Here is a 26,963-nt window from a genome sequence, read left to right on the forward strand (position 1 = left end):
AATATTATCTGTTAAAAAATCCATTAACACTGCTGCCAAGCCGCCTTGATTGATCACGACTTTTAACCTTTTTGCGTACGCATAAGGTCTGTCGCGACTTCGAATTACCTCTATGGCCGTACCTCAGCGCGTCGGAACGATGACCAATAGTGCATCCCAAAGAATAAGTATTTTCGACAAGGATCGGTCGTTATCCGGCGGATATGCGAAACTATAATTCCGGATGCGTGCGAAGCTTCCTAGTAGATGGATCTATGTCTTTCGAGATCATCTTGCCTGAATTTCACTTTCTAAAGCTGATATTGTAACGACGAAGGGAAGACTGGCTATAGAACGGTTATCCCTGTGACCATGATGGGATATAGTTGCCGAACATAGCCCCTCCCCCTTGACCGCCCCTGTGACCGGCTGAGCCAAATTTGCCACAAGCTTCGAGAAAACTTAACCGGATTTGGAAAGGTTTCGTTAACCATTGGAACGCCAGCATGGCTTCAACGAAACGGACATAGGATCGAAGTCATGAGCACGACCACCACGCCGAGCAAGATCGTCGTCAACGCCTACGGCCAGTCCGCGGACGGTATCGCGCCGAATTTCAAGCTGCTGGTGGATGGTCAGGAGGTCGGGACGGCCAATGCGGCGACCGCCTCGTCGAAGGCCTACAGCTTCACCGCCGACCTTGCGGCCAACACGGCGCACACCGTCCAGGTCGTTTACGACAACGACACGGCCAACAGTGCCAATCGCGACCTCTACGTCCAGTCGATCGAGGTGAACGGCCACACGCTGCAGCCGACCGACGCCATCTACGAACGCTATGACGATGCCGCCCCGGCGCCGACCCAGGCCGGCCAGGAAGCCATGTGGTGGGACGGCGCGCTGACCTTCAGCACCCCTGCCAGCTACTACGCCGGTGCCCAGACCGCCGCCCCGGCCGCTCCGATCACCGCCCCGGCCGCCGTCACTGCGCAGAACGTCATCGCCGTGAATGCGGCCGCCAGTTCGGCCGGCGGCGAAGGCGCCCATTTCACCGTGATGGTGGATGGCAAGGAGATCGGCAAGGCCGTCGCCGACAGCGCCGAAGCCAAGGAATTCAAGTTCACCGCCGATCTGGCCCAGGGCGCGGCCCATTCGGTGCAGGTGAAGTACGAGAACGACGGCATCGTCGACGGTGCCGACCGCAACCTGTACGTCCACAGCGTCAGCGTCGACGGCAAGGCCGTCGCGGCGACCGACGATGCGGTGTCGGTCCAGCGTGAGGCCGACGGTGCCGACCTCGGCGCCACCGCCGATCTTTATTGGAACTCCACGCTGACCGCGAAGCTGGATGCCAGCCACTTCGGCGCCTCCACCGGCGACAACGGCGGCGACGCCGGCGGCGATACCGGCAGCAGCGACGGCGGCAGCACCGACAGCGGCAAGGGCGGCAGCGCGGGGGGCTCCACGGGGGGCAACACGGGCGGCTCCACCGGCAACGGCAGCACGCCGTCGGTCAAGATGGGCAACGTCACCGTCGCCGATCCGGGCATGGTGGAGAGCCAGAGCAGCGGGTCGATCAACGGCTTCCTGAGCACCAAGGGCAACCAGATCGTCGACGAAAGCGGCAACAACGTCCGCCTGACCGGCGTCAACTGGTTCGGCGGCGAGGGCTACAACTACGTGCCCGCCGGCCTGTGGGCCGACAGCTACCAGGGCCACGTCGACAGCATGAGGGACCTGGGCTTCAACGTCATTCGCCTGACCTGGGCGGACGACATGTTCGACAGCGAGGCCGTCACCAACGGCATCGACTATTCGAAGAACCCGGACCTGAAGGGCCTGACCCGGCTGGAGGTCTATGACAAGGTCATCGATTATGCCGGCAAGGTCGGCATGAAGGTGATCCTCGACCACCACCGCAACGACGGCGGCGCCGGCACCAACGAACACGGGCTGTGGTACACCGACAAGAACCCGGAATCGAAGGTGATCGAGAACTGGAAGATGCTGGCCAAGCATTATGCCGGCAACGAGGCGGTGGTCGGCGCCGATCTGCACAACGAGCCGAGCGTGTCCGCGACCTGGGGCGGCAATCCCGCCACCGACTGGGCCTCGGCCGCCGAGCGCATCGGCAATGCCATCCAGTCCGTGAACAAGGACTGGCTGATGCTGGTCGAAGGCACCGAGTGGAGCAGCACGCTGGCCGGCGTGAAGGACCGTCCGATCGAGTTCGACGTGCCCAACAAGCTGGTCTACTCCCCGCACGCCTACGGCCACAGCGTCGGCAACTTCAGCTGGCTGCAGGACTCCAACTTCCCCAACAACCTGCCGGCCCAGTACGACAGCATGTGGGGCTACATCTACAAGAACAACATCGCGCCCGTGCTGATCGGCGAGTTCGGCGGCCAGATGAACAGCGGCGCCGAGCAGACCTGGGCCAACGCCTTCGTCAAGTATCTGAACGGCGACTGGGATCTGGACGGCAAGAGCGACCTGCCGGCCGGCCAGCAGGGCATGAACTGGACCTACTGGGCCTGGACGCCGGAATCGGGTGACGTCGGCGGCCTGCTGCAGGACGACTACAAGACCATCGACTCGAACAAGATGAACATCATCAAGGCGGGTCTGGCGTCCGGCACCGGCAGCTCCGGCACCGTGGCGGGCAGCGACGAGGCGGTCTTCACCGTGCAGCTGGCCAACGCGGTCACCACCGCCACCACCATCGACTATTCGACCGAGGACGGCACGGCCAAGGCCGGGTCCGACTACACCGCCACCAGCGGCAGCCTGACCTTCCAGCCGGGCGAGACCACCAAGACGGTCACCGTCCACATCAACGGCGACAACGCCGGCAATGAAGGAACGGAGAACTTCCTGCTGAACCTGACCCACGGCAACACCAGCATCGGTGCCGCCACGGGCTACATCACCGACCTCGCGGCGTAAGCTCTCCCGCAAGGACAGCACTGCAACACGGGGCCGATCCGCGTCGCCAAAGGCGCGGGTCGGCCCCGTCTGCGTTTTCCAGAGAATGCATTTTCAGGACCGGCACAGTGTGCCGACAGCCGGCCAGTCCAGCGCCGGATGGCCGGCCAGCCGGTCGAGCAGGCGGTCCAGCAGGCCCCAGATCGCCTCGTCATGGACCCGGTGATGCGTCAGCAGGCCGATGGGCTCATGCGGGTCGCGTCGGCCCTCCCGCCGTTCGCGCAACTCGCGGCACAGCGTGTCGAGCAGGGCGTCGAGCGGCACGGCGGATCGGCTGCCGCGCCAGTCGATCAGGTCCAGATGGGTGTTGATCCAGGCAAGGCCGCCCCTCTCCCGCGGTGGGGCACCGAAGGCGGAGACGGCGCGGTAGCCGGCGGCGGACAGCCGGCCGGGCATGTCGGCGGCCATCCGGTTCCAGGGCGGGACGAACAGCGGGAAAAGCCGGTCGCCGAACAGGCCGCGCAGTACGGATAGTCCGCGTTCGGCCTCCGCCTGCCGGATGTCGGCGGGGCGCTCCGGGCCGAATTCGCATTTCTTGGCGCCGGGGGCGGCATGGTCGGCGTGGGCCCAGCCATGGACCAGCACGGTCGCATGGGGCTGCTCCGCCAGCGCGTCGGCGAGCGAGCGCTCGGCATCCGCCGGGATGACGGCGAGGCCGAGCGGGATGCCGAACCGTGCGCAGCGGCTCAGCAGCCGGTCGAGCTGCGGGCCGGCCGCCACCGCGTCGTCGTCGCGCAGCCAGACGGCGCAGCGGCGGCCGAGGCCGGTCCAGCGCGACAACTCCTCTTCCACCGCGCTCCAGTTCGTGACGCTCCAGCCGCTCATGATCTCTTCTCCGCCAGCATGGCCCCGACGATCTCGACGCTGCGCGCTGCCCCGGCCAGCGATGCCGGGTCGAGCGGCGGGATGCGCACGCCCAGGACGGAATGGAGCGCGCCTGCGAGGCTGTCGGGGGTCAGGTCTGCCTCGCGCAGCATGGCGATGCCGGGGCGGCGGGCCAGTATGGCGGCGCGGATGGTCTGCTCGACCTCCTTGCCGTCCTCGAACGGGCAGAAGACGCTGGGCACCCCCACCGTCAGGCAGTCGAGCGCGGTGTTGTAGCCGCAGCGCCCGACCGAGGCTGCGGCACGGCCCAGCAGGGCGCGGAAATCGGGGCGGACAGGCTCCACCACGAGGCGTTCGGCCGGGGCCATCGCGCGCAGCCGGTCGGCCAGCGCGGCGTCGCCCTTTGCCACCAGCAGGCGCCATCGCTGCGGCAAGGCGGTGGACGCGGCGCAAAGGGCGGCGGCCTCGAAGACGGGACGCCCGACCGGGCCGCCGCCTGCCGTGACCAGGATCTCGCCCTGCCCGTCCGTGCCGCTGTCGGAAGCGGCCGGCGGCGGGACGACGAAGCCGGTGTAGCGCAGCAGCGGACGCATCGCCGGGGTCAGCGGCCAGCTGTCCTCCAGCGGCACCACGGCGGGGTCGGAATGGACCAGCACGCCGTCATAGAAGCCGAGCAACCGGCGCTCCGTCTCCGCCACCCGCGCCGACTTGGAGGGCGGGGCGAGGATGTCGCGGACGGAGGCGAGCGTCAGCGGCGGGTCCGGCAGGCTGCGGGCGCGCTCCAGCAGGGCGTCGAACTCGGCGGCGAGCGCGCGGCGGCCGAAGGGGAAGAGTTCGGTGACAAGAACGTCGGGGCGGAGACCGTCGAGCAGGCCGGTCAGCATCGCCCGCCTTGCGGCGAAGGTCTGGGCATCGGCGGGACGCCCGTCGGCGGTCAGCAGCGTGGCGAAATCGGCGCCGTCGCTCGCCAGCGGCGGCAATTGGTGCAGGGTGGCGCCGCCGTTGCCGAGATGGGGGGCCGGGCGCCCGCCGCTGACCACATCGACGCTCCAGCCGCGGGCGGCGAAGGCCTCCGCCAGGGCGAGGGCGCGGCTGAGATGGCCGGTGCCCAGCAGGTGGGTGACGACGATCATGAGCTTCACGACAGGCGCTCCCCCTCGCGGTTGCCGGCCGGGCGCAGGGTGCCGTCATTGGCGAGCGTCATGGTGTAGAGGCGGTCGCGCTTCACCGCCACCGGCGGCGGTCCGCGGAAGTCCCAGCCCCAGGCGAGCGCCAGGGCGACGCGGATCACGCCGATGTGGGTGATGACGAGGTGGTTCCCCCTCTCCCCCCCGCTCACGCGCAAACTTTGTTTGCGCTGACGCGACAGGCGGACCTTTGGTCCGCCGAAAGCGGGGAGAGGGTCGGGGTGAGGGGGATGCATTGCGTGGATTCTCGGTGGAGGGCCGCCGCGCGACCCCCTCACCCTAACCCTCTCCCCGGGGGGGAGAGGGGATTCTTGCCGTATTGAGAGGGAGTCTAGCCAGCCGGTCAGGCGGTTGCGGACGTCGGCCGGGCTTTCGCCGCCGGGGGGGCGGAAGTCCCAGCCCCAGTCTTCGATGTCGCGGTAGCCGCTGGCGGGATCGGCGCGCAGGTCGATGCCGCGCAGCCCCTCCCAGGCGCCCCAGTCCATCTCGATCAGGCGGGCGTCGGTGCGGACGGGGCGGCCGTTGCCCAGCAGGCGGGCGGTCTCCACGGCGCGGGACAGCGGGCTGGCGTGCAGGGCGGCGTCGCGCCAGTCCTCAGGCAGGGTCAGGCGGGACAGGCGCTCGCGCCCCTCCGCGTCGAGCGGGATGTCGGTGCGGCCCTGGATGCGCCCCTCGCGGTTCCAGCCGGTGATGCCGTGGCGCAGGAAGGCCAGCCGGATCATGCCGCCACCCGTCCGGTCAGGCCGGTCAGCAGGCTGCGCAGACGCTCCGCCGCGGCGGTCAGGCCGTGATGCGCCTCGACATGGGCACGGGCGCTTCGGCCGAGAGACGCTAGGGCCTCCGGGTCGGCGAGCAGCGCGGACAGCACCGTTGCGAAGTCCTGCGGCGTCGGGCCGGTCAGGCGGCCGCCGACGCCGTCGCGGATGACGGTTCCGGTGCCGGCATTGTCGACGGCGAGCACGGGGAGCCCATGGGCCTGCGCCTCCAGATAGACCATGCCGAAGGCCTCGTTCAGGCCGGGCCAGACCAGAAGGTCGGCGGCGCGGTAATGGCCGGCGAGATCCGCGGGAGCGCAGGCGCCGAGGAGCCGCACGCGCGGACCGAAGGGGGCGAACAGGGCCGACACCTCTGCCGCCGCCGGGCCGTCGCCGACGATGTCGAGCGTCCAGGGATGGGCGGCCAGGAGATGGAGGGACTCGGCCAGCAGGCGGTAGGAGGCGAGCTTGTCGCCCGGCCGCATCATGGCGACGGTCAGCAGGCGGGGCGGCGAACCCGGCGCCCTGCGGTCGGCGGTGTTTGATTCCGGGGCGGGCGGCAGGTCGAGGAAGGGAGCCAGCATCGCCACGCGCTGGCCGGGCGGGCCGTAGGCTTCCACCGCCTGCCGGTCGCGGGCGCTGACGCAGAGCACGAGGTCGGCCGCTTCGATGGCCGCTTCGGCGGCGGCGGCGAAGGCGGACCAGGGGCCGGTCAGGCGCTTGCGGGCGCGGGTCGCCTCCACGACGACATAGGGGACGCCAAGGCTGCGGGCGATGTGCGGCCCGATCAGGTCGGGCGCCTTGTAATAGACATGGTAGCTCAGCCACAGCGACGGACGCCGTTCCGGTGCAACGGCGTAGAGGGACAGCAGGCGCTCGCGCTCGGCGCCGGCGGCGGCCAGAAGATGTGCCTGGAGCGCGGCATCGCCGCTGCCGTCATAGACGCGCAGGCTGCTCGCCACCTCGACCGGGCCGGTCGCCTCCAGCGCGCGCAGGATCAGCCGCGCCATCTGGCGGTCGCCGGAGGGGATGGGGTGGTCCACCGGCTTCAGCGGGGCATGGAAGGCAATCCGCGGCAGGGATGGGGCGCTCACGCCGCGGCCTCCTCCAGTCGGCGGACGAGGCGGTCGATGCCGGCGGTCATGCCGAACTCGGCGCGCAGGCGGGCATGGGCGGCCTCGCCCAGCCGCAGGCGCAGCGCAGGGTCGGTGGCGAGCCGTTCCAGCGCGGCGGCGATGGCGGGCGGGGTGCCGTCGGTCAGCAGGCCGTGGGTGCCGTCGGTGATGAATTCGGGGATGGCCGACACTGCGGTGGACAGGATGGCGAGGCGCTGGCTCGCCGCCTCCATCAGCACGTTGGGCAGGCCGTCGCGGTCGCCGTCGCCCGCCACCACGCTGGTCAGCACGAACAGGTCGGCGCGGCGCAACGCCTCGATCACCGTCGCCTGGTCCTGCGCGCCGCGCCAGTCGATGCGGCCGGTCAGCCCCAGCCGGTCGGCCTGGGCGCGCAGAGACTGCTTCAGGTCGCCGGAGCCGATATGGACCAGCCGCCAGTGCAGATCGTCCGGCAGCGTCGCCAGGGCGTCGAGCAGCCGGTCATAGCCCTTCTTCTCCACCAGCCGGCCGACCGACAGGATCTCCACCGCACGGCCGGGGGCGGAGCCGTCGCGGTCCAGCGCGTCCGCGCGGTCCGGCGGGGCGGGAAAGCGGGAGAGGTCGAGGCCGTGATAGACGAGATCGATGCGGCTGGGGGCGGTGGCAAGGCCGCGCAGATGGGCGGCGCCGACGGCGGTGCAGGTGACGCCGAAGCGGGCGTCGGACAGCTTTTCGCGCTTCTCCCATTCCGGCGTGGTCCAGATGTCCTTGGCATGCGCGGAAAAGCCCCAGCCGATGCCGCGGATCGCCGCGGCATAGCGCCCGACCGAGGCCGGGGTGTGCAGGAAATGGACGTAGACGAAGGGGACATCCGCCGGCAGCTCCGCCGCCAGCACCAGAGCCTGCCCGAAGCGGCGGCCCCGGTTGGCGGTGCGGTCGCGCCTCAGGTCGCGCAGCCAGCCGAGCGCGGTGCGGGCCAGCCCGCCCGGATGGCGGACCAGCAGCCGGCCGAGCGCGCGCAGCACGCGTTGCGGCTCGTCGCGCAGATATTCCGGCAGGTAATGGACGGGTGCGGTGATGCGGTCGTGCAGGGCGTGGCGGCGGCTGTCGGTGGGGTGGCGCAGCGACCAGATCGCCAGATCGACACCGCGCTCCTGCAGGGCGAGGATTTCCTGGGCGATGAAGGTTTCCGACAGGCGGGGGTATCCCTTCACCACCACGGCGATCTTCAACGGCGAACGGGTCGGCACGGCATTCGGAAGCACGCCGGACGGCGCGTGGCCGTCCTTCTCCACTCCATTGGTCATGCGCGCTTGCCCATCGCCGCGCGGGACAGGCGTTGCGCCGCCCGGCGGATCGGGGTGACGGGGGTGGCGCGGGCCGCCACCGAGTCCGCCTCCAGCACCTCGCGCGTCAGCTCGACGATGCGGTCCAGCCCGCCGAGCAGGCCCGGCAGCGGGCTGGCGGAGGGCGGCGGCTGGGCGGGCAGCGCGCGGATGGCGTCGGCCATCGCCCGCGGGTCGCCGCAGTCGCGGTCGCTGTCCAGCGTGCGCAGCAGGCCCAGCGCCTCCGCCGCCTCGGCCCGGATGCGCTGTTCCAGCCGCGGCCGGGTGCGCGGGGCCAGGACCGACGGCTTGTCGAAGGACAGGATCTCGCAGAAGGTGTTGTAGCCGCCCATCGCCACCACGCCGACGGCGCCGGCATAGAGGTCTTCCATGCGGGAATGGAAGTTGATGGTCTGCACCCTGCCCTTCAGCCGGCGGATGCGGGCGGCGAACTCCTGGCGGCGGGCATCCTCCAGGAAGGGGCCGTAGACGATCAGGGCGTTGGGGGCGAGATCCGGATCGCTCTCGTAGGCGGCGATGGTCCAGTCGACCAGGGCCGCCCCGTCGCCGCCGCCGCCGGGCGTCACCAGCACATAGGGCGCCGCCATCAGGCTGTCCCCGGCCTGGGCGGCACCGCCGCCCTCCGACGGCTCCCGCCGCAGGTAGCCGGTGTAGCGCACCCGCGCCGCCACCTCCGGCGGCAGGTCGAGGCCGTCGAGCGGACGGTAGACCTGCGGCAGGCCGTAGACCCAGAGCTGGTCGTAATAGCGCTCCACGGCGGCCACCGCCTCCTTGCGCTCCCACTCCGGCTGCAGCGCCTCGGGCGCGTCCAGCACGTCGCGCAGGCCCAGCACCACGCGGGTGTTGCCGCCGGCCCGCATCTCCTCCAGCGCCGGCAGGAATTCGCCGTGCAGGCCGGTCGGCTCCTTGTCGACGATGGCCAGCGTCGGGCGGAAGGCACGGGCGGTGGCGCGGATGATCTCCGCCCGGATGGCGGTGGTCTCCTCGATCGGCAGGCCCAGGTTGCGGGCGGTGTAGCCGCCGTCCGGCTGCTTCACCACGCCCGGCAGGCGCACATGGTCGACCCGCTCCGGGAAATCGAAGCGGCCGGCGACGGGCGAACCGGTGAGGATCAGCGCGGAGGCGTCGGGAAAGGCCGACACCAGGGCTTGGGCAATCGTCCGCGATCGCCGCAGATGCCCCAGCCCGAAGGTGTCGTGGCTGTACAGCAGGATGCGCGGCGGTGTCCGGTCGGGGTGGATGGACCGAAAGGGGGCCAGGGGCTGGTGCATGCTCGGACACTCCGCTTCAGCAAGGAGTCGGAACCGAAAAGCCGTAGCAGATCAAATCATTATGCTCGTCTGAGGACCGGCTTGGCCCCGTTGGTTGCGCGTCTGGTCCAGGTGCCGGCGGCAGCGCTCCAGCCTGGATAGAACCCCTCACATGGATCGTGCCGCGCATCAAGCCGACTTCCGGCCGAGCGACGACAACCCACCTATGCAGTATGGCATAGGAATAACGGCGGCGCCTGAGGTGTCCCGCGGCCGCCAGGGAAAGGGCTCAATCGCCATGATACGGATCCAGGGCGTCACGCAGTCCGTCGCCGAAGAAGTTGAAGGACAAGACTACCAGGATCACGGGCAGCATCGGCAATGACACCCATGGATAGGTTTCCACGGCCATCAAATTCTGGGCGTCGTTCAGCATCACCCCCCAACTGGTGGCCGGCGGGCGCAGCCCCAGCCCCAGGAAGGACAGCGCCGTCTCGCCCAGGATCATCGCCGGGATCGACAGGGTGGCGCTGGCCAGAAGATGGCTGGCGAAGTTGGGCAGCAGGTGGCGGCGGATGATCCGCGCCGGACTCGCCCCCATCAGCTCCGCCGCCATGACGAAATCCTCCTCGCGCAACGCCAGGAAGCGGGAGCGCACGGCGCGGGCAAGCGACGGCCAGTCGAGCAGGCCGAGGATGATGGAGATGCAGAGGAATACCGTCACCGGGCTCCATTGCGCCGGCACCGCGGCGGAGAGCGCCAGCCACAGCGGCAGCTCCGGCAGGGATTTCAGGATTTCCGACAGGCGCTGCACCCCGGCATCGATCCAGCCGCCGAAATACCCCGCCATGCCGCCCAGCGTGACTCCGATGGCGAAGGACACGGCGATGCCCAGCAGGCCGACGGTCAGCGACAGCTGCGCCCCGATGGCCAGCCGCGACAGCATGTCCCGGCCCAGCCGGTCGGTGCCCAGCAGATGCAGCGTCGCCCCCGGCGGCGGGCAGACCAGCCGCATCTGCATCTCCACCAGCCCCAGGAAGCGGTATGGCTTGCCGGGGCAGAAGAACGCCAGCGGCATCGGCCGGCTTTCGTCCGCCTCGTAGCGCCAGCGATAGTCCTTCAGGTCGGGCTGTCCGGTGGTCGGGTAGACGAAGGGGCCGATGAAGCGGCCCTCGTGGAACAGGTGGATGCCCTGCGGGGGGGCATAGAGATGCTCCACGTCGCGTTCGTTGGCGCCGTAGGGAACCAGGAAATCGACGAAGGGCAGGCTGAGATAGGACAGCCCGAGGAAGAGCGCGCCCAGCACCGCCAGCCGGTGGCGCAGGAACCGCCGCAGCATCAGCCGCCCGGTCGATGCGCCCGGATCGAAGCGGGTCGCCGGTCCGTCCGGTGCCGCCGGATCGGGATAGGGCCGGCTGTCGACGTAATGGTCCCAGCCGCCTTTCACACGGTGGCCATCCATGCCCCCGCCTTCCATGCCCCCGCCTTCCATGCCCTGGTCCTTCATGACTGGGCCTTCCTTGCCTTGCCCAGCCTGATGCGGGGATCGAGCAGGGCCAGCGCGATGTCGGAGATCAGCATGCCGACCAGCACCAGCAGCGAGATGAACATCAGGATGAAGCCCGACAGGAAGATGTCCTGCGCCCGCAACGCCTCCAGCAGGGCCGGCCCGATGGTGGGCAGGCTCAGCACGACGGAGATCAGCACCGACCCCGACACCAGCGACGGCAGGAGCGAGCCGATGTCGGAGACGAAGGGGTTCAACGCCATGCGCAGCGGATAGCGGGTCAGCCGGCGCAGCGGCGGCACGCCCTTGGCCTTGGCGGTGACGACATAGGGCTTGCCCAGCTCGTCCAGCAGGTTGGCGCGCAGGCGCCGCACCATGGCGGCGGTGCCGGACAGGCCGATGACGACGGTGGGAACGATCAGGTGCTGCAGGACCGAGCCGGCCTTGGCCCAACTCATCGGCTGGTTCTCGTACTGGGCGTCCACCAGCCCGCCGATCGGCAGGCCCAGCCATTTTTGGCCGTAATAGAGCAGGATCAGCGCCAGCAGGAAGTTGGGCGTCGCCAGCCCGATATAGCCGATGGTGGCGGCGAGGTAATCGACCCAGCTGTTGGCCCGGATCGCCGCCAGCGCCCCCAGCGGGAAGGAGACCAGATAGACGAACAGCACGGCGGCGACGTTGAGGATGACGGTGAACCACAGGGTCTCGCCCACCACCTCCGCCACCGGCTTGTTGAACTCGAACGACCAGCCGAGGTCGCCCTGCAGCAGGCCGTTGAAGCCGTTCGGTCCCGGCCACAGGCCGATCCAGACCAGATATTGCTCGGGCAGCGGCCGGTCCAGCGCATATTCGCGGCGCAGGAACTCCGCCTTCGCCAGACCGGCTTCCTGGCCGGTGGCGCGCAGCTCCGCGATCTGGTTGGACAGATAGTCGCCGGGCGGCAGGTTGATGACGATGAAGATCACGATCGACACCACGATCAGCGTCGGGATCATCACCAGCAGCCGGTGCAGGATGAAACGCAGCATAGGCGGTCATTCCCCCCTGCGGTGGATGCCGGCCGGCTCCGGATCGGCCGGGCGGGCGTCGGCGAAATAGAACTCGTCGGGCCGGTAGATGCCGAGATAGGCGCCGGGATCCCACAGCCACAGCCCCTTGTCCGGCACGTTGCGCAGGCGGTTGGCCACGGCGATCGGCTGCGGCGTCTTCGACACCACGCCGATGGCGAAGATCTGGTCGGCATGGATGTCGAGCATCGCCGACCACAGGGCGCGCCGTTCGGTCTCGTCGGTGGTGTGGCGCCAGCGGCGGGCGAAGTCCATCAACTCCTGCGCGACCGGCATGTCGATGGGTTCGCCCGCACTGCCGGAGGTCTGGTAATGCTGCCCCCATTTCGGCCAGCTGAAATTCTCCTGCGTCATCGGGGCCAGTTCCTCCGGACTGCTGTCGGGATCGGGCACGCCGTTATCCCAGCCGCCCCACACCGCCATCATGGTCTGTCCGGCATAGACGCGGTTTCGCAGCACGTCGCGGTCCACCGTGCGCACCAGCAGGCGGACGCCGATGTCGCGCCAGGTCTCCGCGACGATCTGCAGGGCATCGGCGACTTCCGACTTCTCTCCGGCCGATTCCACGATCACCTCCAGCGGGCGGCCGTCGGGCAATTCGCGGTACAGCTCGCCGCGCTGGCGCTTCAGCCCGATCTCGTCGAGCAGCCCCGCGGCCCGCTTGGGGTCGTAGCCGGTCCAGACGCCGGTGCGTTCCGGCTTGTAGAGCGGGCTTCCCGGCAGCACGTCGACGCCGCTTTCGCGCGCCAGCCCGAAGAAGAGCGAGCGGTTGATGATCCGCCGGTCGATGCCCATCGACAGGGCGCGGCGGAAGCGGGGATCGCGCAGCAGGCCGCGCCAGACCGGGTCGTTGTAGTTCAGGTTGGGATAGAGCGCGATCTCTGCCGCCTTGCCCTCCGGCCACAGCAGGGTGCGGTATTTGCCGCCCCCCTCCCCCGCCACCAGCACCGGGACCTGGGAGAAGGTCAGCCCTTCGGCCTGGAGGTCGGCCTTGCCGGTGGCGACCTGCGCCGGGATCAGCCCGCCGGCCATCACCGTCACGTCCAGCCCGTCGGTGTAGGGCAGCTGCATGCCGCGCGTGTCGAAGCGGTGGTAATAGGGGTTGCGCTGGAACAGCAGGTGGCTGCCGGTGCCCTTCGACATCGCCATCCAGGGCTGGAGGGTCGGTTCGTCCGGGTTCTCCATGCGGAACATGTCGTCGCGGGCGTTGTGCAGGGCCGCCCAGTTGCGGACCTTGTACTTGGCGATCAGCGGCGCCAACTCCGCCTCGCCGGTGTAGCGGGAGTGGAAGCGCTTCAGGTAATGGGCCGGCCGGTAGATGAAGGGCGGCCGGGCGGCGGCGAGCGTCGGCAGGAAATAGGGGTTCGGCTCCTCCCAGCGGAAGCGGGCGGTGACCGCGTCGGGGAAGCTGACCTGCGGCGGCTTGCCGTCCACCAGCATGAAGCGCGGCGGGCCGGACGGCGACAGCATCGGATCGTTGGCGATGTCCTCCCACCAGTAGCGGATGTCGTCGCTGGTGAAGGGGGCGCCGTCGGACCAGCGGTGGCCGGCCCGCAGGGTCAGGGTGAAGTCGCGGCCGTCGACGACGGTCACGTCCTTCAGGATGTCCGGCACCAGCTCCCGCTTCTCGTTGTAGCCGACCAGCCGGGCATAGCCGTAGAGCACGGCGATGCGGCTGTTGCGCCGCTGGGTGATGAAGGTGCGGATCCAGCCGCCGGAACGGCCGAGGTCGCGGCCCTTCGCCGTCGGATCGACGATCAGCGGCTCTTCCGGCATGCGCTGGCGCACGGGGGGAAGCAGGCCGTAGGTGACCTCGTCGCGCAGGAGAGCGGGTTCCTGCGGGGTGAAGGCGGCGGCGGCCGCGGGGGTGGTGAGGAGGAGGGTGAGGAGGAGGAGACCTGCGAACCCCACGGGCTTGTTCCCTCTCCCCCCCGGGAAGAGGGTCAGGGTGAGGGGGATGCGCGGCAGGATTTTCGCGAGCATCCCGCCGCGCGTCCCCCTCACCCACCCCGCCGCAAAGCGGCGGGGCCCCCCCCTCTCCCCGGGGGGGAGAGGATGAGAGTCTCCGGTGATGGGAAAGCGCTTGATCATGCCGCCCACCTCGCGGGATGGCCCCTCACGAAATGGCCGGGCGCGGCTTCCACCAGGGGGGGCGGGGCGCCGTCGGGGGTGGGGCGGAAGGGTTCGGGCCACAGGTCGGGGGCGCCGGCGCCGAGAGCCACGGTGGCGACGTCGATCGGGCGGCTGACGTCCGGTTCGGGCGAGGCGGCGATCAGCGCGCGGGTGTAGGGATGCAGCGGGGCGGAGAACAGGACGGCGGGCGGCGCCTGCTCCATCACCCGGCCGGCGCGCATCACCGCGACCCGGTCGGCCAGCCGCGCCACCACCGCCAGATCGTGCGAGATGAACATCAGGCTGAGGCCGAGCCGTCGCTTGATCGATTCCAGCAGGTCGAGAACCTGCGCCTGCACCGAGACATCGAGCGCCGAGGTCGGCTCGTCGCAGATCAGCAGCTGCGGATCGAGGGCGAGCGCGCGGGCGATGCCGATGCGCTGGCGCTGGCCGCCGGAGAAGGCGTGGGGATAGCGGCAGGCCCAGGCGGGGTCGAGCCCGACCTGCGCCATTAGCGCCCGCACCCGCTCGCGACCTTCGCCGCGGCCGCAGACGCCGTGGATCGCCAGCGGCTCGGCGATGATCTCGCCGACGCTCATGCGGGGGCTGAGGGAGGCATAGGGGTCCTGGAACACCATCTGGGCACGGCGGCGGTAGGCGGTCAGCTCCGGCCCCGCGGCGGAAAGGAGGTCGAGCGGCGGCTCCCCGGCGGACGGCCGGAACAGCAGGCGACCGCCGGGGTCCGGCCGCTCCGCCAACATTGCAAGCCGCGCCATCGTCGTCTTGCCTGATCCTGACTCGCCGACGATGGCCAGCGTCTCCCCGCGGCGGACCGACAGGTCGATGCCGGCCAGCGCCCGCACGCGGGTGGATCCTCGCTCGTAGGTCTTGGCAACGCCGTGGAACTCCAGGATGGCGTCCTCCGCGCCAGAGGCGGGAAGCGCGCAGGTCATCTCGGGAATGGAGGGGGCGGCGGCCATCAGCTTGCGGGTGTAGCCGTGCAGCGGCCGGCCCAGCACGTCGGCGCAAGCCCCCGATTCCATCACCCGGCCGGCGCGCATCACCACCACGGCGTCGGCCATGTTGGCGACCACGCCCAGGTCGTGGGTGACCAGCAGAACCGCCATGCCGGTCTCGGCCTGCAGCTCCTTGATCAGAGCCAGCACCTGGGCCTGCAGCGTGACGTCCAGCGCCGTGGTGGGCTCGTCGGCGATCAGCAGCTGCGGGCGCGCGACCATCGCCATGGCGATCATCGCCCGCTGGCGCAGGCCGCCCGACAGCTGGAACGGGTAGGAGCGGAAGGCGCGCAGCGGATCGGGGAATCCCACCCGCTCGAACATGGCGAGGCACTGGTCGCGGGCGCTCTGGCGGTTGCAGTGGCCGTGCAGCCGCAGCACCTCCATGGTCTGGTCGCCGATGCTGTGGAGCGGCGACAGTGCGCTCATCGGTTCCTGGAAGATCATGGAGATGCGGCTGCCGCGGATGTCACGCAGGCCCGACCGCGGCAGCCGCAGCAGATCGACCGCCTCCGGCCCCCGGCCGAACAGGATGGAGCCGCCAGCCACCTCCGCCCCGCGCGGCAGGATGTGCAGGATGCTGCGGCAGGTCAGCGTCTTGCCGGACCCCGATTCGCCGACCAGCGCCACGCTCTGCCCCGCCCCGACCGAGAAGCCGACGCCGTCGACGACCGGACGGTCGACCGGCGCATTGCGGAAACGGATCGTCAGGCCGTCGACCTTCAGCATAGTTGCGTCTCCTGGCCTATTCTCCAATGCGATCCGTAATTCGCCGCTATCCCCTTCTCCCCCCTGGGGAGAGGGCCGGGGTGAGGGGGATGCAATGCGTGGCTATCCCGAGAATCCCCGTTGTGCGTCCCCCTCACCCTAACCCTCTCCCCGGGGGGGAGAGGGGATGCCTGGCGTCCCTGCCCCATGGCGTTCATTTCGTCATGCTTCTGTTTCAGAACGGCTGTCGGCCTTGGTTTCGATTGGCGTCGGCGCCGAGCCGGCCGGTCCCTCGCTGGTCAGGCGCTTGCCGATCTGCTGGATCACCCGCATCGGCAGGTCCGGCACCGACGGCAGCAGCCGCAGCATCGCCGCCCCATCCAGCCGCAGCAGCCGCAGGTCGGTGCGCGCCCGGATGGTGGAGAAGCGGCGGACGCCGGCCAGCAACTCCACCTCGCCGATCACCTCCGGCGGCTTGATGTAGGCGATGTGCAGCGGCGGCTGGTTGTCGGGCATCAGCCGCACCAGCTCCGCCTCCCCTTCCGCCAGGACGAAGACGAACTCCGACTGCTCGCCGCTGCGGTAGATGAAGTCGCCGGCCGACACCGCCCGCCATTCCGACGCCGCCAGCATGCGGCGCAGCACCGTTTCCGGCAGGTCGGAGAAGACGGGGGAGCGCGACAGCAGGCGCAGGGCCGGTTCGTCGGTGCCCTCCCCTTCCCCGGGGATCGTGTCCTCCTGCTGGTCGGCGCCGTTCTGGCCGCGCCGGACCAGCCGGCCGTCCTCCAGGTCGTAGATCGCGTCGAAGGCCGGGTTGTCGGTGATCCGCTCCTCCAGCACGATCATCGTCATCGTCGGCAGGAGTTCCTTCATGCGCAGGAAGATGCGCAGCCTCTCATCCGGGTCGTAGCTGTTGAGCGCCTGATAGATCACGAAGATGTCGGGCTTCTTCATCAGGCCGCGGATCAGCTGCACCCGCTGGCGCACGCTGATCGGCAGCAGGGAGCCACCGATGCCGACCTCGCCCAGCGCCACCAGGATCAGCACGAAGGCCCGCGCGTCGGTCCGCTCCAGCGCCTCGTCCACCAATGCCCGCAGCTGGGTGATCGCGCGGGGATCCTCCGTGGTGATGCGGCCGAACAACAGGTTGTCCATCACGTTCAGGCGCGGGTGGTAGAGGTCCGGGTCGAAGATGGCGACCTTGTCGCGCAGGTCTTGCGGCATGTCGTCCAGCAGGCGGCGGCGGATCGCCATGATCGCCTCGCGTTCCGGCTGCGGGGCGAAATCCATGCCGTCGCGCTTGGGCACGATCATCAGGAACATGGTGGCGAACAGCAGCGTGTCCGCCTCCTGGTGGCGGCGCTGGGGCCGCTCGGACCGGCGCTTCAGGCGGGTGACCGCCTCCACCAGCTCCTCGAACAGGGAGTCGTCGATGTGCGGGTAGCGCATGATCATGACGTCGCCGTCGTCGCTGTCGCGGTAGACGCTCACCACCCGCATGGCGAAGCGGCGGCCGAGACGCACCGCGGAGTCCCACAGACCGTGCGCCTCCATCAGGGCGCGGATGGTGGGGTCGCTGACCATGCGGGCGACGGTCAGCCGCTTGCCGTCCGGCAGGCCGAACAGCAGGTTCTCCGCCAGGCTGGCATAGGGGTTGAAGCGGTCGCGGTCGAAGCGGGCCAGCAGCTTGTCCATCCCGCGTTCGCCGATGGCGTCGCGCAGCCAGTGGCGGGCGCGCAGAAGCGGTTGGGCCACGAAGGGATAGTCGTCGGGGTCGAACACCTCGCGCAGGCCGCGCTGGTAGACGGCGCTCTCGCCGCCGGTGGCCGCCAGACACTGCATGAACCAGGGCCGCAGGCTGGCCCAGTCGGTCGCGCCGATCATGCCGAAGTCGGTCCAGATGCCCTCCATGCTGTCGGCGGAGTTGCCGGACGCCTGGGCCTCCACGATCTCGCGCCGGCGGGCGGGGCTCATCGTCTCCGGATCGTCGGGCGGCGGGCGATGTCGCAGGCCATAGGTGATGTTCTGCATCATGCTGCCGGTGAACATGCGCGGTTCCGGGCTGGCATAGGCCATGCGGCGCCCCAGCAGGTCGAGCGGCAGTTGGTCCAGCGTCTGGTCGCCGATGGTGATCCGGCCGGAGGTCGGCGGGGACAGGCGCACCAGCACCTCGGCCAGACGGCGCAGCGCCAGCGCGTTGGTGCCGGCGATGCCGACCAGCGCGCCCGGCGGCACTTCCAGCGACAGCCGCTGCAGCATGCGGTCGCCGTACTCGTTGGCCCAGGTCACCGCCTCCAGCCGCATCGGGGCCTTCAGGTCGGCAGGCGTGGCGGGCGTCGACGGGGTCCAGTTGAACAGGAAGGGCGGGGAGAACTGGTCGGCGATCTGCTCGTACTTGATCTGGGCGTCGATCATGTTCTGGTAATAGTCGAGCAGCTCCTTCCAGGGGGCGGTCAGGTCCTTGAAGGCCGACAATGCCGCCACCAGCGCGCCGATGGTCAGGTCGCCCTGCAGGACCAGATACCCGCCGATCGAAAACAGGAAGAAGGGCGTGATCTGGTTGATGAAGTTGTTCAGGAACTTGACGAAATACTTGCGCTTGTAGATCTCAAGCCTGATCCAGTAGATGCTGCCGAGATACTGGGAGAATTCGGCCAGGACGTAGCGGATGGTGCCGTTGACACGGACCTCGCGGACATTCTCCACGCTTTCGCCGATGCGTTCCGACAGCTGCCGGACCTTGCGCACCCGCTCCTTCCCAAGCAGCTTCACCTTGATCTGCAATTTGGGGATGATGTAGGCCTGCACCGGGATCAGCGCGATCGACACCAGCCCGATGGTCGGCTGCTGGATGAACAGGAACAGCAGGATCGTCAGCATCGTGCCGCCCTGGTAGAGCGGCTGGGCGAAGGAATCGCCGATGAAGCCGGCCAGCGGTTCGGTTTCCGACGCGACGGTGGAGATCAGCTCTCCCTGGCTGACCTTGGAGAAATGCGGCAGCGGGAAGCGCAGCATGCGGTCCAGCAGCATGAAGCGCAGCCGCCGCACCTGCCGTTCGCCGACCACCCCCTTGAAGGTGTTGATGCGCATCTTGAAGGCGCCGTTGGCGAGCACCAGCGCCAGGAAGGTGAAGCACAGCACCAGCAGATAGGTCACCGGCCCCATGGCGATGCCCAGGATCTCGCGAACCGGCTGGGGGTCGGACAAGGCCCGGTTGATGATGATCTTCGGCAGTTCCAGCGATGCGTAGAGCACCGGGAAGGACGCGATCGTCAACAGGGCGAGCAGGATCTGCTGTCGGCCGCTGTGCTTCCAAATGAACTGAAAAATGTTGCGGTCCATCAAAGGCCTTCAGCGTCGCGACCGTCGTCCGTCCCTGAGAAGCCCGGCATGGATGCCGGGGCCGTTTCGGGCGGAGGGGACTGAAGATTGGCGTGAACCGGGCTGTTTTCCACTGCCGGCCTTGCGTCTGCCCCCTTCATTGACGTCACGGGCATGGGCGCCACTCCGCTCAGCTTTCCACCCGCCATGCATGATAGGGCCAGCGTTCGTCCGCCGGCAGGGGAAGCGGGGTCCAGTTGGGACGCTCCAGCGGCCGGTCGGACAGCACGACGCCGCCCGGCAGCATCAGCGCGTCGATCAGCGGCGCCAGCCAAGCCGCCTGGCGGGCGTCGTGGCTGCGGTCGGTGCTGCCGAAATCGGCATGGGCCAGCCGGGCGCAGCGGCCGAACCGCTCCGCGGCCGCCGGCATGGTTTCCTTGAAATCGCCGAGGAACAGGCGATCCTCGTCCGGCGTCAGCTCCGCGGGAACGCGGACCCACATGTCGAAGACAAGGATGTCGCGCGGCGGGAACAGGTGGCGCAGATGGTCGAAGGTGCGGCCCTTGCCCAGCCCCACCTCCAGCACCATGCCGTCGCGCCCGGCGACCGCGCGTTCGGCCCAGGCCAGCGCGTCGCGCTGCACCGTCATCCGGTCGATCATGCGGTCGAGCAGCGACCGGGATTCCATCTCTTTGCCCATAGCGGCCCCCATCGGCCCCTCCCCTGCGCTTCACGGATCGGCAAGGCGCAGTGTGAAAGGCCGCGCGCGTGCCGTCGAGACAAATTGTCGCATGGTCGGGGCCGGCGGGTGCTGCCGCCCTGCCCGCTTACGGACGGTCCGGGTCGAAGCGCTTCGCCAGCCCCTGCCAGCAGCGGTAATAATCGTGCTGAAGCTCGGCAGTTTCCAGTGCGTGCCGCGTCGGACGGATGACGGCGCGCGTTTCGAACATGAAGGCCATGGTGTCGCCGACCCGCTGCGGCCGGGTGGTGTCGGCGGCGGTTGCCTTGGCGAAGGTCTCCGCATCCGGCCCGTGGCCGCTCATGCAGTTGTGCAAAGACGCGCCGCCCGGAAGGAACCCTTCCTCCTTGGCATCGTAGACGCCATGGATCAGGCCCATGAACTCGCTGGCGATGTTGCGGTGGAACCAGGGCGGGCGGAAGGTGTCCTCCTGCACCAGCCAGCGCGGCGGGAAGATGACGAAGTCGATGCTGTCGACGCCGGGGGTGTCGCTGGGCGATTGCAGCACCAGGAAGATCGACGGGTCGGGATGGTCGAAGCTGATCGAGCCGATGGTGTTGAAGCGGCGCAGGTCGTATTTGCAGGGCGCGTGGTTGCCGTGCCAGGCGACGACGTCCAGCGGCGAGTGGCCGATGGGCGCGCTCCACAGTGCGCCGTCGAACTTCGCCACCAGTTCGAAGGCGCCCTCGACATCCTCGTACCAGGCATCGGGGGTCAGGAAGTCGCGCGGGTTGGCCAGCCCGTTGGAGCCGATGGGGCCGAGGTCCGGCAGGCGGAAGGGCGCGCCGAAATTCTCGCAGACATAGCCGCGCGCCGTGCCGTCAAGCAACTCCACCCGGAAGCGCAAGCCGCGGGGGATGAGGGCGATCTCCTGCGGTTCGACCTCCAGCACGCCCAGTTCGGTGAACAGGCGCAGGCGGCCCTGCTGCGGCACGATCAGCAACTCGCCGTCGGCATCGTAGAAGAAGCGTCCCTCCATCGACCGGTTGGCGGCGTAGAGATGGATGCCGCAGCCGGCCTGCGCCTGCGGTCCGCCGTTCCCGCCCATGGTGACGAGCCCGCCGACAAAGTCGGTCGGCGCGTCCGGCATCGGCGGCGGGTTCCAGCGCAACTGCGTCGGCGGAGCCGGCACCTCGTCGAAGCGGCTGGTCAGCCGGCCGGACTCCATCGGCCGGAACGGCTCGTGCACCACCGCCGGGCGGATGCGGTACAGCCAGGAGCGGCGGTTGTGTGCGCGCGGCGCGGTGAAGGCGGTTCCGCTGATCTGCTCGGCGTAAAGGCCATAGGGCGGGCGCTGCGGCGAGTTGCGGCCGACGGGCAGCGCGCCCGGCAGCGCCTCCGTCGCGAACTCGTTGCCGAAGCCGGATCGGTAGGTGAAGGCGGAGGACGTCATGCGGGCTGCTCCCTTGTCCGGGGGATGCGGCCGGCGTGGGGCCGGGCGCGACCATTTGTCGCTCATATAGTTTCTTTTGAAACTATGCGCCAGTGGAAATTGGGGGGAATTCCCTCTCCCCCCTGGGGAGAGGGTTAGGGTGAGGGGGACGCGTGGCGAGGATCTTCAAGAACCGCGCACTCTCCGCTCCCTACCGAATCCACACTATGCATCCCCCTCACCCCGACCCTCTCCCCGGGGGGGAGAGGGGGAGAATCCCCCTCAGTTCATCGCGCGGTCGGGCAGGTCCAGCAGGAAGTCGCCGCCTTCGTCGTAGCCGGCGGTGCGGATCACGCCGTATTGCGGGGTCTGCGGGGCGTCGCGGGTCACGTCCTCGCGGACCTCCTGGTAGAGCGCGTAGCCGTTGCTGTCCTTCGGCAGCGCCATCACCCGCTTCTTCAGCGCGGCGGCGAAGGGGGAGTTCACCTCGCCGTCGGCCACCGGCTCGTCGCCGCCCGACGACAGCGCCATCACCGACCGGCGCTGACGGATCTCCTGCTCGTTGGCGAGGCGGGCGGCATCGACCTTCTGTTCCTTGGTGAAGGCGCCGGAATAGCAGCTGTCCGACACCAGCATCACATGCTTGGCCGGCATGCGGCTGAGGAAGCGGCCGATGTCGTTGTTCGACACCCAGTTGCGGGCGCTGGTCGTCTCCGCGTCGGCCGGCAGCCAATAGCCGGCTCCGGTTTCCGCCAACTCATAACCGTGGCCGGCGTAATAGACCATCACCTGGTCCTGTTCGCCCACCTCGCGGCCGAGCTTGCGCAGTGCCTCGCCGATCTGTGCCTTGGTCGGGTTGCGCAGCACCCGCGTCTCGAAGCCGAGATGGTCGTTCAGCGCCTTGCCGACCGCCTTGACGTCGGCGTCCGGCGTGGCCAGGGCGGGAATGCCGGTGTCGCGGTAGCTGTCGACCGCGATCATCAGGGCGATCTTGCGCGGCTTCGGCGGAGCGGCCGGGTCGGGTGTGGCGGCGGCGGCATCGATGGCGATGCGCTGCTCGGTCGTCTTGCCCCCCTCGTCGGTCATGGTCAGCGTGGCTTCGGTCGCGCCCGGCTCCACCGGGATGCTGGTGCGGAACTGCCCCTGCTCGTCGATGAAGACCCAGCGGCCATTCACCCGCGCTTCGGCCAGGTTGGCGCTGTCGGCGACGATGCCGCGCAGGGTCATGCTGCCGCCGCGGGTGCGCCCGCCGCGTGCCTGTTGCAGGCTGGGCGGAGCCGAGGAGGCGTTCGGCCGGCTGAACATGTCCGCCGCCGCCGGGTTCGCCGCCAGTTGGCGGAGCGCGCCGGAGAAGGCCTGGGTGCGCTGTTCGCGCTCCACCCGCTGCACCATGGCGAGATAGGTGCGGGCGACCTGGGGCGGCAGGTTGGCCTGGGTCACCGTGGCACGCACCTGGGCATAGCCGCCGGGCTGGCCGGCCGCGCTGTTCTGCAGGATGCCGCCGACGCGCACCGCCACCGGATCGCTGCTGGCGGTCAGGCCGCCGATCAGGGTGGGGACGGGAACGCTGGCCAGCACGGCGCGCTGTTCCGGCAGCGACAGCGTGCCGGTGGCCAGCGTCGTCACCGCCTGCGCCATGCCGCCGCCGCCGGCAGCCTGGATGATGGAGCCGGCCGCCGCCTGGATGATGGAGCCGGCCGCCGCCTGGACCTGGGGCGAGGCGAGCAGCTGCGGACCGGGTTGCGACAGGGTGGCGCCGGAGGCGTAGGACTGCGTCGCCTCCGCCGTGAAGGTGACGGAGCGGCCGGACGGCAGCACCACCGTCGACGGACCGGGCGGCGGTGGCGGTGGCGGAGAGGTCGGACTGCTGCCGGAGGACGAACTGCCGCCCGCCGCCTGGGTGCCCTGCCCTTCCCCGGTCTGGGGGGCGGTGTTTTGGCTGGCGGTGTCTTGGCTGGCGGTGTCTTGGGCAGCCGTGTTTCGGGCAGCCGTGCCCTGTTCCAGCGCCGACAGGAAGGTCTGCGGGGTGGTTGCGGCGGTCGAGGCCCCGGTTGACGGAGTGGTCGTGCCGGCGGTCGCGGTGCCGGTGGTGGTGGCCGTGCTGGTCGTCGTGGTCGTGGTTGTGCCCGTCACCGTGTTTGCTGCGATCTGAGCAACCGTCTGCAGCACCGTCTGTACGGAGCTGTTGCCGGCCGCGGCGGATTGGCTGCTGGAAGGCGATGTGTCCGAGGGGGAGCTTCCCGTCGATCCGTTCCCGGTTCCTTCCGGGGTGGTGCCGGACGTATCCGTTCCGGACGTGCCGGTGGACGGCGTGCCGGTTCCGCCCCCGTCTCCACTGTCGGTTCCCGGCGTGGTGGGGGTGGTCGGTGTCGTGGGGGTGGTCGGTGTCGTAGGGGTGGGCGGGGTGGGCGGCGTGGGCGGCGTGGTCGGAACCTCCGGCACCGTCGGCATCACCGGCGGCAGTACCGGTGGCGGCACCACCGGCGGCGGTGGTGGCGGGGGCGGGGGAGGTGGCGGCGGAGGCGGTGGTGCCGGCGTGCTGCTGATCACCACATCGCCGTTCCTGTACACGTCCAATGCCTTTTCGCCGGTTCCGGCGGTGCCCCGCAGGGTCACCTCGCCGGCGGCGGCCACGATCCGGATGTTTCCGTCGCTTTCGGCATCCAGGCCGATGCCGGCGACCTCATAGGTGACTGCGGATGCGCCGGCCTTGCCGGTGATGGCAACCCCGCCTGCCGACGTGATCTCCGCCGAGCCCCGGATTTTGACGCCCCAGGCCTCCTCTGCATCCGCTTCGGAGGCGTCGCCGTCGATCAGAATGGCGTCGGCGGCCGTGGAGGCGGATTGGAGGATCGGCCTACCGGTGGCATCGGAGGCGATCATTACGCCGGCACCCCAGCCGTAATAGGGCACGGCCTTGCCACGAATGGCGATCTTCCCGGTGCCGGAGTCGATCCTGCTTTGCCCGGTGATGGCCACGCCATGGCCGTCGTCGCCATAGTGCGATCCCTGCCCGGTGATGGCGATCGTGCCCCCATCGGAATGCAACTCGCTCGAGTCGATGGTGACGCCGACGGCACTCTCGTCGTTGCCTGTCGCCGGCAAACTCCTGGGATCGTTCCCGCCGCCCAAGGTGATGGCGCCGCCACGGGTGTGGATCGTGCTGCCGGCAATCAGGATCGAACCGTCGGAGTCCGCGCCGCTGTTTACGACCACCGGAGTTCCGGAGGAACGGATGGTGGTGGACATCAGCGAGACGCTGTTCCCGGCCTTGAGCGTCGTCGCGCCGCCGCCGGTCAGGGCCAGGTTCGACACTTTCAGGTCACGCGCCGCGTCGACATGGATGGCTCCCGATTGGGTTGACACGGTCGATGCGTTCAGCACGATGTCGTCGTTCCACCCACCGCCGCTTGTCAGGGTGATCGACGTGCTGCCCAGCCCGATCAATCGAGAGGACGCCTCGACCAGGATGGCCTCGTTACCGGAGCCAAACTCGTCGCGGTCGGTTCCTCCTGAACCAGAGACGATGATTGCGCCATTGTCGCTCTCAAGCGTCGAATCCCTCAGCCGAACGCCGAAGGAGTTTCCCGAAGAACAGCCATAGTAGCATTCCTGATCGTTGTGTCCGGCGGCGCCCGTTACCGTGACGATCCCGCTCAGGCTGTGCACGGTCGCCCCGTCGAGCAGGACACCAAGGTTGTCTCCGGTGTAAAGGTCGGGATCGCATCCCGGTTCTGAGCAGGAACTGGTTCCACCTGCGCCGGTAAGCGTGATGGCCCCGCTGCTGGTCAGCAGCTGGCTGTTGCGCAGTGCGATGCCGTGGTTTCCGCCGCCGTCATAGCGCCCACCTTTCCCATTGATGGTGATGGAGCCGGCGCCGGTATCGACCGTGGCGTTGAGGAGAGTGACGCCTGATGCGTAGCCGGCGATCGACAGTCCTGTTGCCGGATGGGGGAACGGAACGATACCGCCTCCGATCAGAAATGCGCCGCCCCGGGTGGTGATCGAAACGTCCCCGCCTTCTTTGCCGATCTGAACAGCACCTTCGGACTTGTCCGGGTTTCCGGTATATCCGGCGTTCAGGATGAGGGTAAGCGCCCCGGCGTCCGACCCGATATCTTCGTTGACGATAATGTTCCGGTAGGCATTCAACGTCAGCGAAGCGTCCCCGCCGAACGACTTCAGGATCGCTTCGTCGATGGTGATGTCACCGTTTCCATTGACGGCACTGTCGGTCTGCAGCGTGACAGCGGTGCCGGTATTCAGCGACGCTTCGATCGTACCAGCGCTGATGGTCCCGCCGGACGAAGATACCGTGATGTCGGTGGGGTCGAGCAGCCAGGACCCGCCCTTCCCTGCCGTCGCCCCGGCATCGACCGGGCCGCGGACCTGCAGCGACAGCTTGCCGGACGTCTCGACGAAGCCGCCGTTGCCGCCGGCCGCACCGCCGCGGGCGGAGACGGCGCCGTCGAAGCGGGTACTGCCGTCGGCCCACACCACGACCTTGCCGCCCTTGCCGTTCCCGGCGGCGTCGGCGGCGATGCTTGCCCCTTGCGCCACCACCGTTTCGGTCGACGGCGGCACCGGCTTGCGCGCCGGGCGGATGTCGTAGCCGGCCAGCGTGGCGGCGGATGCCTTGCCGCCCTGCACGTCACCGCCGATCAGCACCTCCCCTCCCCCGGCGGCGCCGGAGGCTGTGATGCGCGCCGATGCTGCCAACGCCGTGCGGTTGCCCGACACGGTGACGGAGCCGCCGGTCTGGCCGGCACCGCTGCCGCTGGCGTCGAGCGTGCCGGACACCTCCACATCGCCGCCGTCGCCCAGCAGGACGATGTCGCCGCCCTGCTGCTCCACCCGCCGGGCCTGGACGGTGCCGGACATGTTGACGACGCGGTCGACCAGCCCCTTGGCGGCCGATGCCGTCATCTGCACCCGCCCGCCGTCGGCGAAGATCTTGCCGCTGTTGCTGACGAGGGAGTCCGCCGGCTTGCCGTCGGCGCCGACGGGCCGCGCGTCGGTTTTGGCATCCACCGCGATGTTGATCTTCTGGTCGCCGAAGAGGTCGACGACGAAGCGGCGGCCGGAGGACAGCGTCACCTCGCCCATGCGGGCCTGGATGGTGCCGCGGTTGGCGACGCCGGGGGCGACCAGCGCCGCCAGCCCGGCCTGTGCCACCGTGATGGTGCCCTCATTCTCCACCATCGCGGTGGAGCCGGCCCGCCCCTCGAAGCTGTGGCGGCCGGCCATGAAGTCTTCGTTGCGGATGTCGTGGGTGGTGGCGACCAGCCCGCCGACATCGACGTTGGCGTTCGGGCCGAACAGGATGCCGTTCGGGTTGACGAGCCAGACCTGCCCGTTGGCGGTCAGCCGCCCCATGATGGCGGAGGGGTCGGGGCCGGTGACGCGGTTCAGCGTGATGGAGCTGGCGTCGGGCTGCCGGAAGTTGGTGTGCTCGCCCTCCCTGATGCCGAAGCGTTGCCAGTCGATCACCGCCTTCGAGGTGGATTGGATGATGTCGAGCCGGCCGGGCCCTGTGGACTGGATGGTGGCGCTGCCGTCGGTGACCACGCCGCCTTCGGGGTTGGCGAAGGCGGGCAGGGCCGGCAGGCTGAGAGCGGCCACGGCGGTGATGACCGCCAGACGCGCCGCCCCCGCCAATGCGGTGGTGCGGCACAAGGCTTGCCTCAATCCGGTTACGAC

At 69.3% G+C, this 26,963-nt stretch carries 14 protein-coding genes and 1 pseudogene; 1 reads left to right on the forward strand and 14 read right to left on the reverse strand.

Features of this window, described 5'->3' with window-relative positions:
• Positions 1 to 519: 519 nt before the first annotated feature.
• Complete coding sequence (locus ACWPKK_RS24900; RefSeq protein ID WP_452009750.1) at positions 520 to 2,925, forward strand: cellulase family glycosylhydrolase; 2,406 nt, start codon at positions 520 to 522, stop codon at positions 2,923 to 2,925.
• Positions 2,926 to 3,018: 93 nt separating this feature from the next.
• Here ACWPKK_RS24900 and ACWPKK_RS24905 read toward each other — a convergent pair whose 3' ends face one another.
• The 14 genes and pseudogenes from ACWPKK_RS24905 to ACWPKK_RS24970 all read right to left on the reverse strand — a co-directional run bounded on the left by ACWPKK_RS24905 (position 3,019) and on the right by ACWPKK_RS24970 (position 26,939).
• Positions 3,019 to 3,789, reverse strand: a complete 771-nt coding sequence (locus ACWPKK_RS24905) for a polysaccharide deacetylase family protein (RefSeq protein ID WP_452009752.1) — start codon at positions 3,787 to 3,789, stop codon at positions 3,019 to 3,021.
• Entirely contained in the window at positions 3,786 to 4,931 is a 1,146-nt protein-coding gene (locus ACWPKK_RS24910) for a glycosyltransferase family protein (RefSeq protein WP_452009755.1), read from the reverse strand. Before ACWPKK_RS24910 ends, ACWPKK_RS24905 begins: the two co-directional genes overlap by 4 nt.
• A 365-nt stretch (positions 4,932 to 5,296) precedes the next feature.
• Positions 5,297 to 5,698 (reverse strand): annotated as a pseudogene (locus ACWPKK_RS24915) (histidine phosphatase family protein); the annotation flags it as partial.
• Positions 5,695 to 6,825, reverse strand: a complete 1,131-nt coding sequence (locus tag ACWPKK_RS24920; protein WP_452009758.1) for a glycosyltransferase family 4 protein — start codon at positions 6,823 to 6,825, stop codon at positions 5,695 to 5,697. The pseudogene ACWPKK_RS24915 and the gene ACWPKK_RS24920, both read right to left, overlap by 4 nt.
• Positions 6,822 to 8,132, reverse strand: a complete 1,311-nt coding sequence (locus ACWPKK_RS24925) for a glycosyltransferase family 4 protein (protein ID WP_452009761.1) — start codon at positions 8,130 to 8,132, stop codon at positions 6,822 to 6,824. The genes ACWPKK_RS24920 and ACWPKK_RS24925 overlap by 4 nt, the downstream gene beginning before the upstream one ends.
• On the reverse strand, positions 8,129 to 9,442 hold the full coding sequence (locus tag ACWPKK_RS24930; protein ID WP_452009764.1) for a glycosyltransferase family protein: 1,314 nt from the start codon (positions 9,440 to 9,442) through the stop codon (positions 8,129 to 8,131). Before ACWPKK_RS24930 ends, ACWPKK_RS24925 begins: the two co-directional genes overlap by 4 nt.
• A gap of 268 nt (positions 9,443 to 9,710) precedes the next feature.
• Positions 9,711 to 10,883: an ABC transporter permease gene (locus ACWPKK_RS24935; protein ID WP_452010752.1), complete on the reverse strand. Its 1,173-nt coding sequence runs from the start codon at positions 10,881 to 10,883 to the stop codon at positions 9,711 to 9,713.
• Positions 10,884 to 10,924: 41 nt separating this feature from the next.
• On the reverse strand, positions 10,925 to 11,956 hold the full coding sequence (locus ACWPKK_RS24940) for an ABC transporter permease (RefSeq protein ID WP_452009767.1): 1,032 nt from the start codon (positions 11,954 to 11,956) through the stop codon (positions 10,925 to 10,927).
• 6 nt (positions 11,957 to 11,962) lie between these two features.
• Positions 11,963 to 13,906 (reverse strand): ABC transporter substrate-binding protein, encoded by a 1,944-nt coding sequence (locus ACWPKK_RS24945; RefSeq protein ID WP_452009769.1) that lies wholly within the window; start codon positions 13,904 to 13,906, stop codon positions 11,963 to 11,965.
• Positions 13,907 to 14,082: 176 nt separating this feature from the next.
• On the reverse strand, positions 14,083 to 15,852 hold the full coding sequence (locus ACWPKK_RS24950; protein WP_452009771.1) for an ABC transporter ATP-binding protein: 1,770 nt from the start codon (positions 15,850 to 15,852) through the stop codon (positions 14,083 to 14,085).
• 201 nt (positions 15,853 to 16,053) lie between these two features.
• On the reverse strand, positions 16,054 to 19,173 hold the full coding sequence (locus tag ACWPKK_RS24955; protein WP_452009774.1) for an ABC transporter transmembrane domain-containing protein: 3,120 nt from the start codon (positions 19,171 to 19,173) through the stop codon (positions 16,054 to 16,056).
• A gap of 169 nt (positions 19,174 to 19,342) precedes the next feature.
• Complete coding sequence (locus ACWPKK_RS24960) at positions 19,343 to 19,840, reverse strand: class I SAM-dependent methyltransferase (protein ID WP_452009776.1); 498 nt, start codon at positions 19,838 to 19,840, stop codon at positions 19,343 to 19,345.
• 139 nt (positions 19,841 to 19,979) lie between these two features.
• Positions 19,980 to 21,284, reverse strand: coding sequence for a homogentisate 1,2-dioxygenase (hmgA, locus tag ACWPKK_RS24965; RefSeq protein WP_452009778.1), 1,305 nt, complete (start codon positions 21,282 to 21,284; stop codon positions 19,980 to 19,982).
• A gap of 261 nt (positions 21,285 to 21,545) precedes the next feature.
• On the reverse strand, positions 21,546 to 26,939 hold the full coding sequence (locus ACWPKK_RS24970) for a two-partner secretion domain-containing protein (RefSeq protein ID WP_452009781.1): 5,394 nt from the start codon (positions 26,937 to 26,939) through the stop codon (positions 21,546 to 21,548).
• Positions 26,940 to 26,963: the final 24 nt, after the last annotated feature.

The sequence above is a fragment of the Azospirillum largimobile genome (genome assembly GCF_977007025.2).

What these genes read in the sequence shown, in the direction of transcription:
- ACWPKK_RS24950 (WP_452009771.1), bottom strand. Translation starts at nt 15,852, where the DNA reads ATGCTGAAGGTCGACGGCCTGACGATCCGTTTCCGCAATGCGCCGGTC.
- ACWPKK_RS24925 (WP_452009761.1), bottom strand. Translation starts at nt 8,132, where the DNA reads ATGACCAATGGAGTGGAGAAGGACGGCCACGCGCCGTCCGGCGTGCTT.
- ACWPKK_RS24940 (WP_452009767.1), bottom strand. Translation starts at nt 11,956, where the DNA reads ATGCTGCGTTTCATCCTGCACCGGCTGCTGGTGATGATCCCGACGCTG.
- hmgA (WP_452009778.1), bottom strand. Translation starts at nt 21,284, where the DNA reads ATGACGTCCTCCGCCTTCACCTACCGATCCGGCTTCGGCAACGAGTTC.
- ACWPKK_RS24955 (WP_452009774.1), bottom strand. Translation starts at nt 19,173, where the DNA reads ATGGACCGCAACATTTTTCAGTTCATTTGGAAGCACAGCGGCCGACAG.
- ACWPKK_RS24905 (WP_452009752.1), bottom strand. Translation starts at nt 3,789, where the DNA reads ATGAGCGGCTGGAGCGTCACGAACTGGAGCGCGGTGGAAGAGGAGTTG.
- ACWPKK_RS24960 (WP_452009776.1), bottom strand. Translation starts at nt 19,840, where the DNA reads ATGGAATCCCGGTCGCTGCTCGACCGCATGATCGACCGGATGACGGTG.
- ACWPKK_RS24935 (WP_452010752.1), bottom strand. Translation starts at nt 10,883, where the DNA reads ATGGATGGCCACCGTGTGAAAGGCGGCTGGGACCATTACGTCGACAGC.
- ACWPKK_RS24900 (WP_452009750.1), top strand. Translation starts at nt 520, where the DNA reads ATGAGCACGACCACCACGCCGAGCAAGATCGTCGTCAACGCCTACGGC.
- ACWPKK_RS24930 (WP_452009764.1), bottom strand. Translation starts at nt 9,442, where the DNA reads ATGCACCAGCCCCTGGCCCCCTTTCGGTCCATCCACCCCGACCGGACA.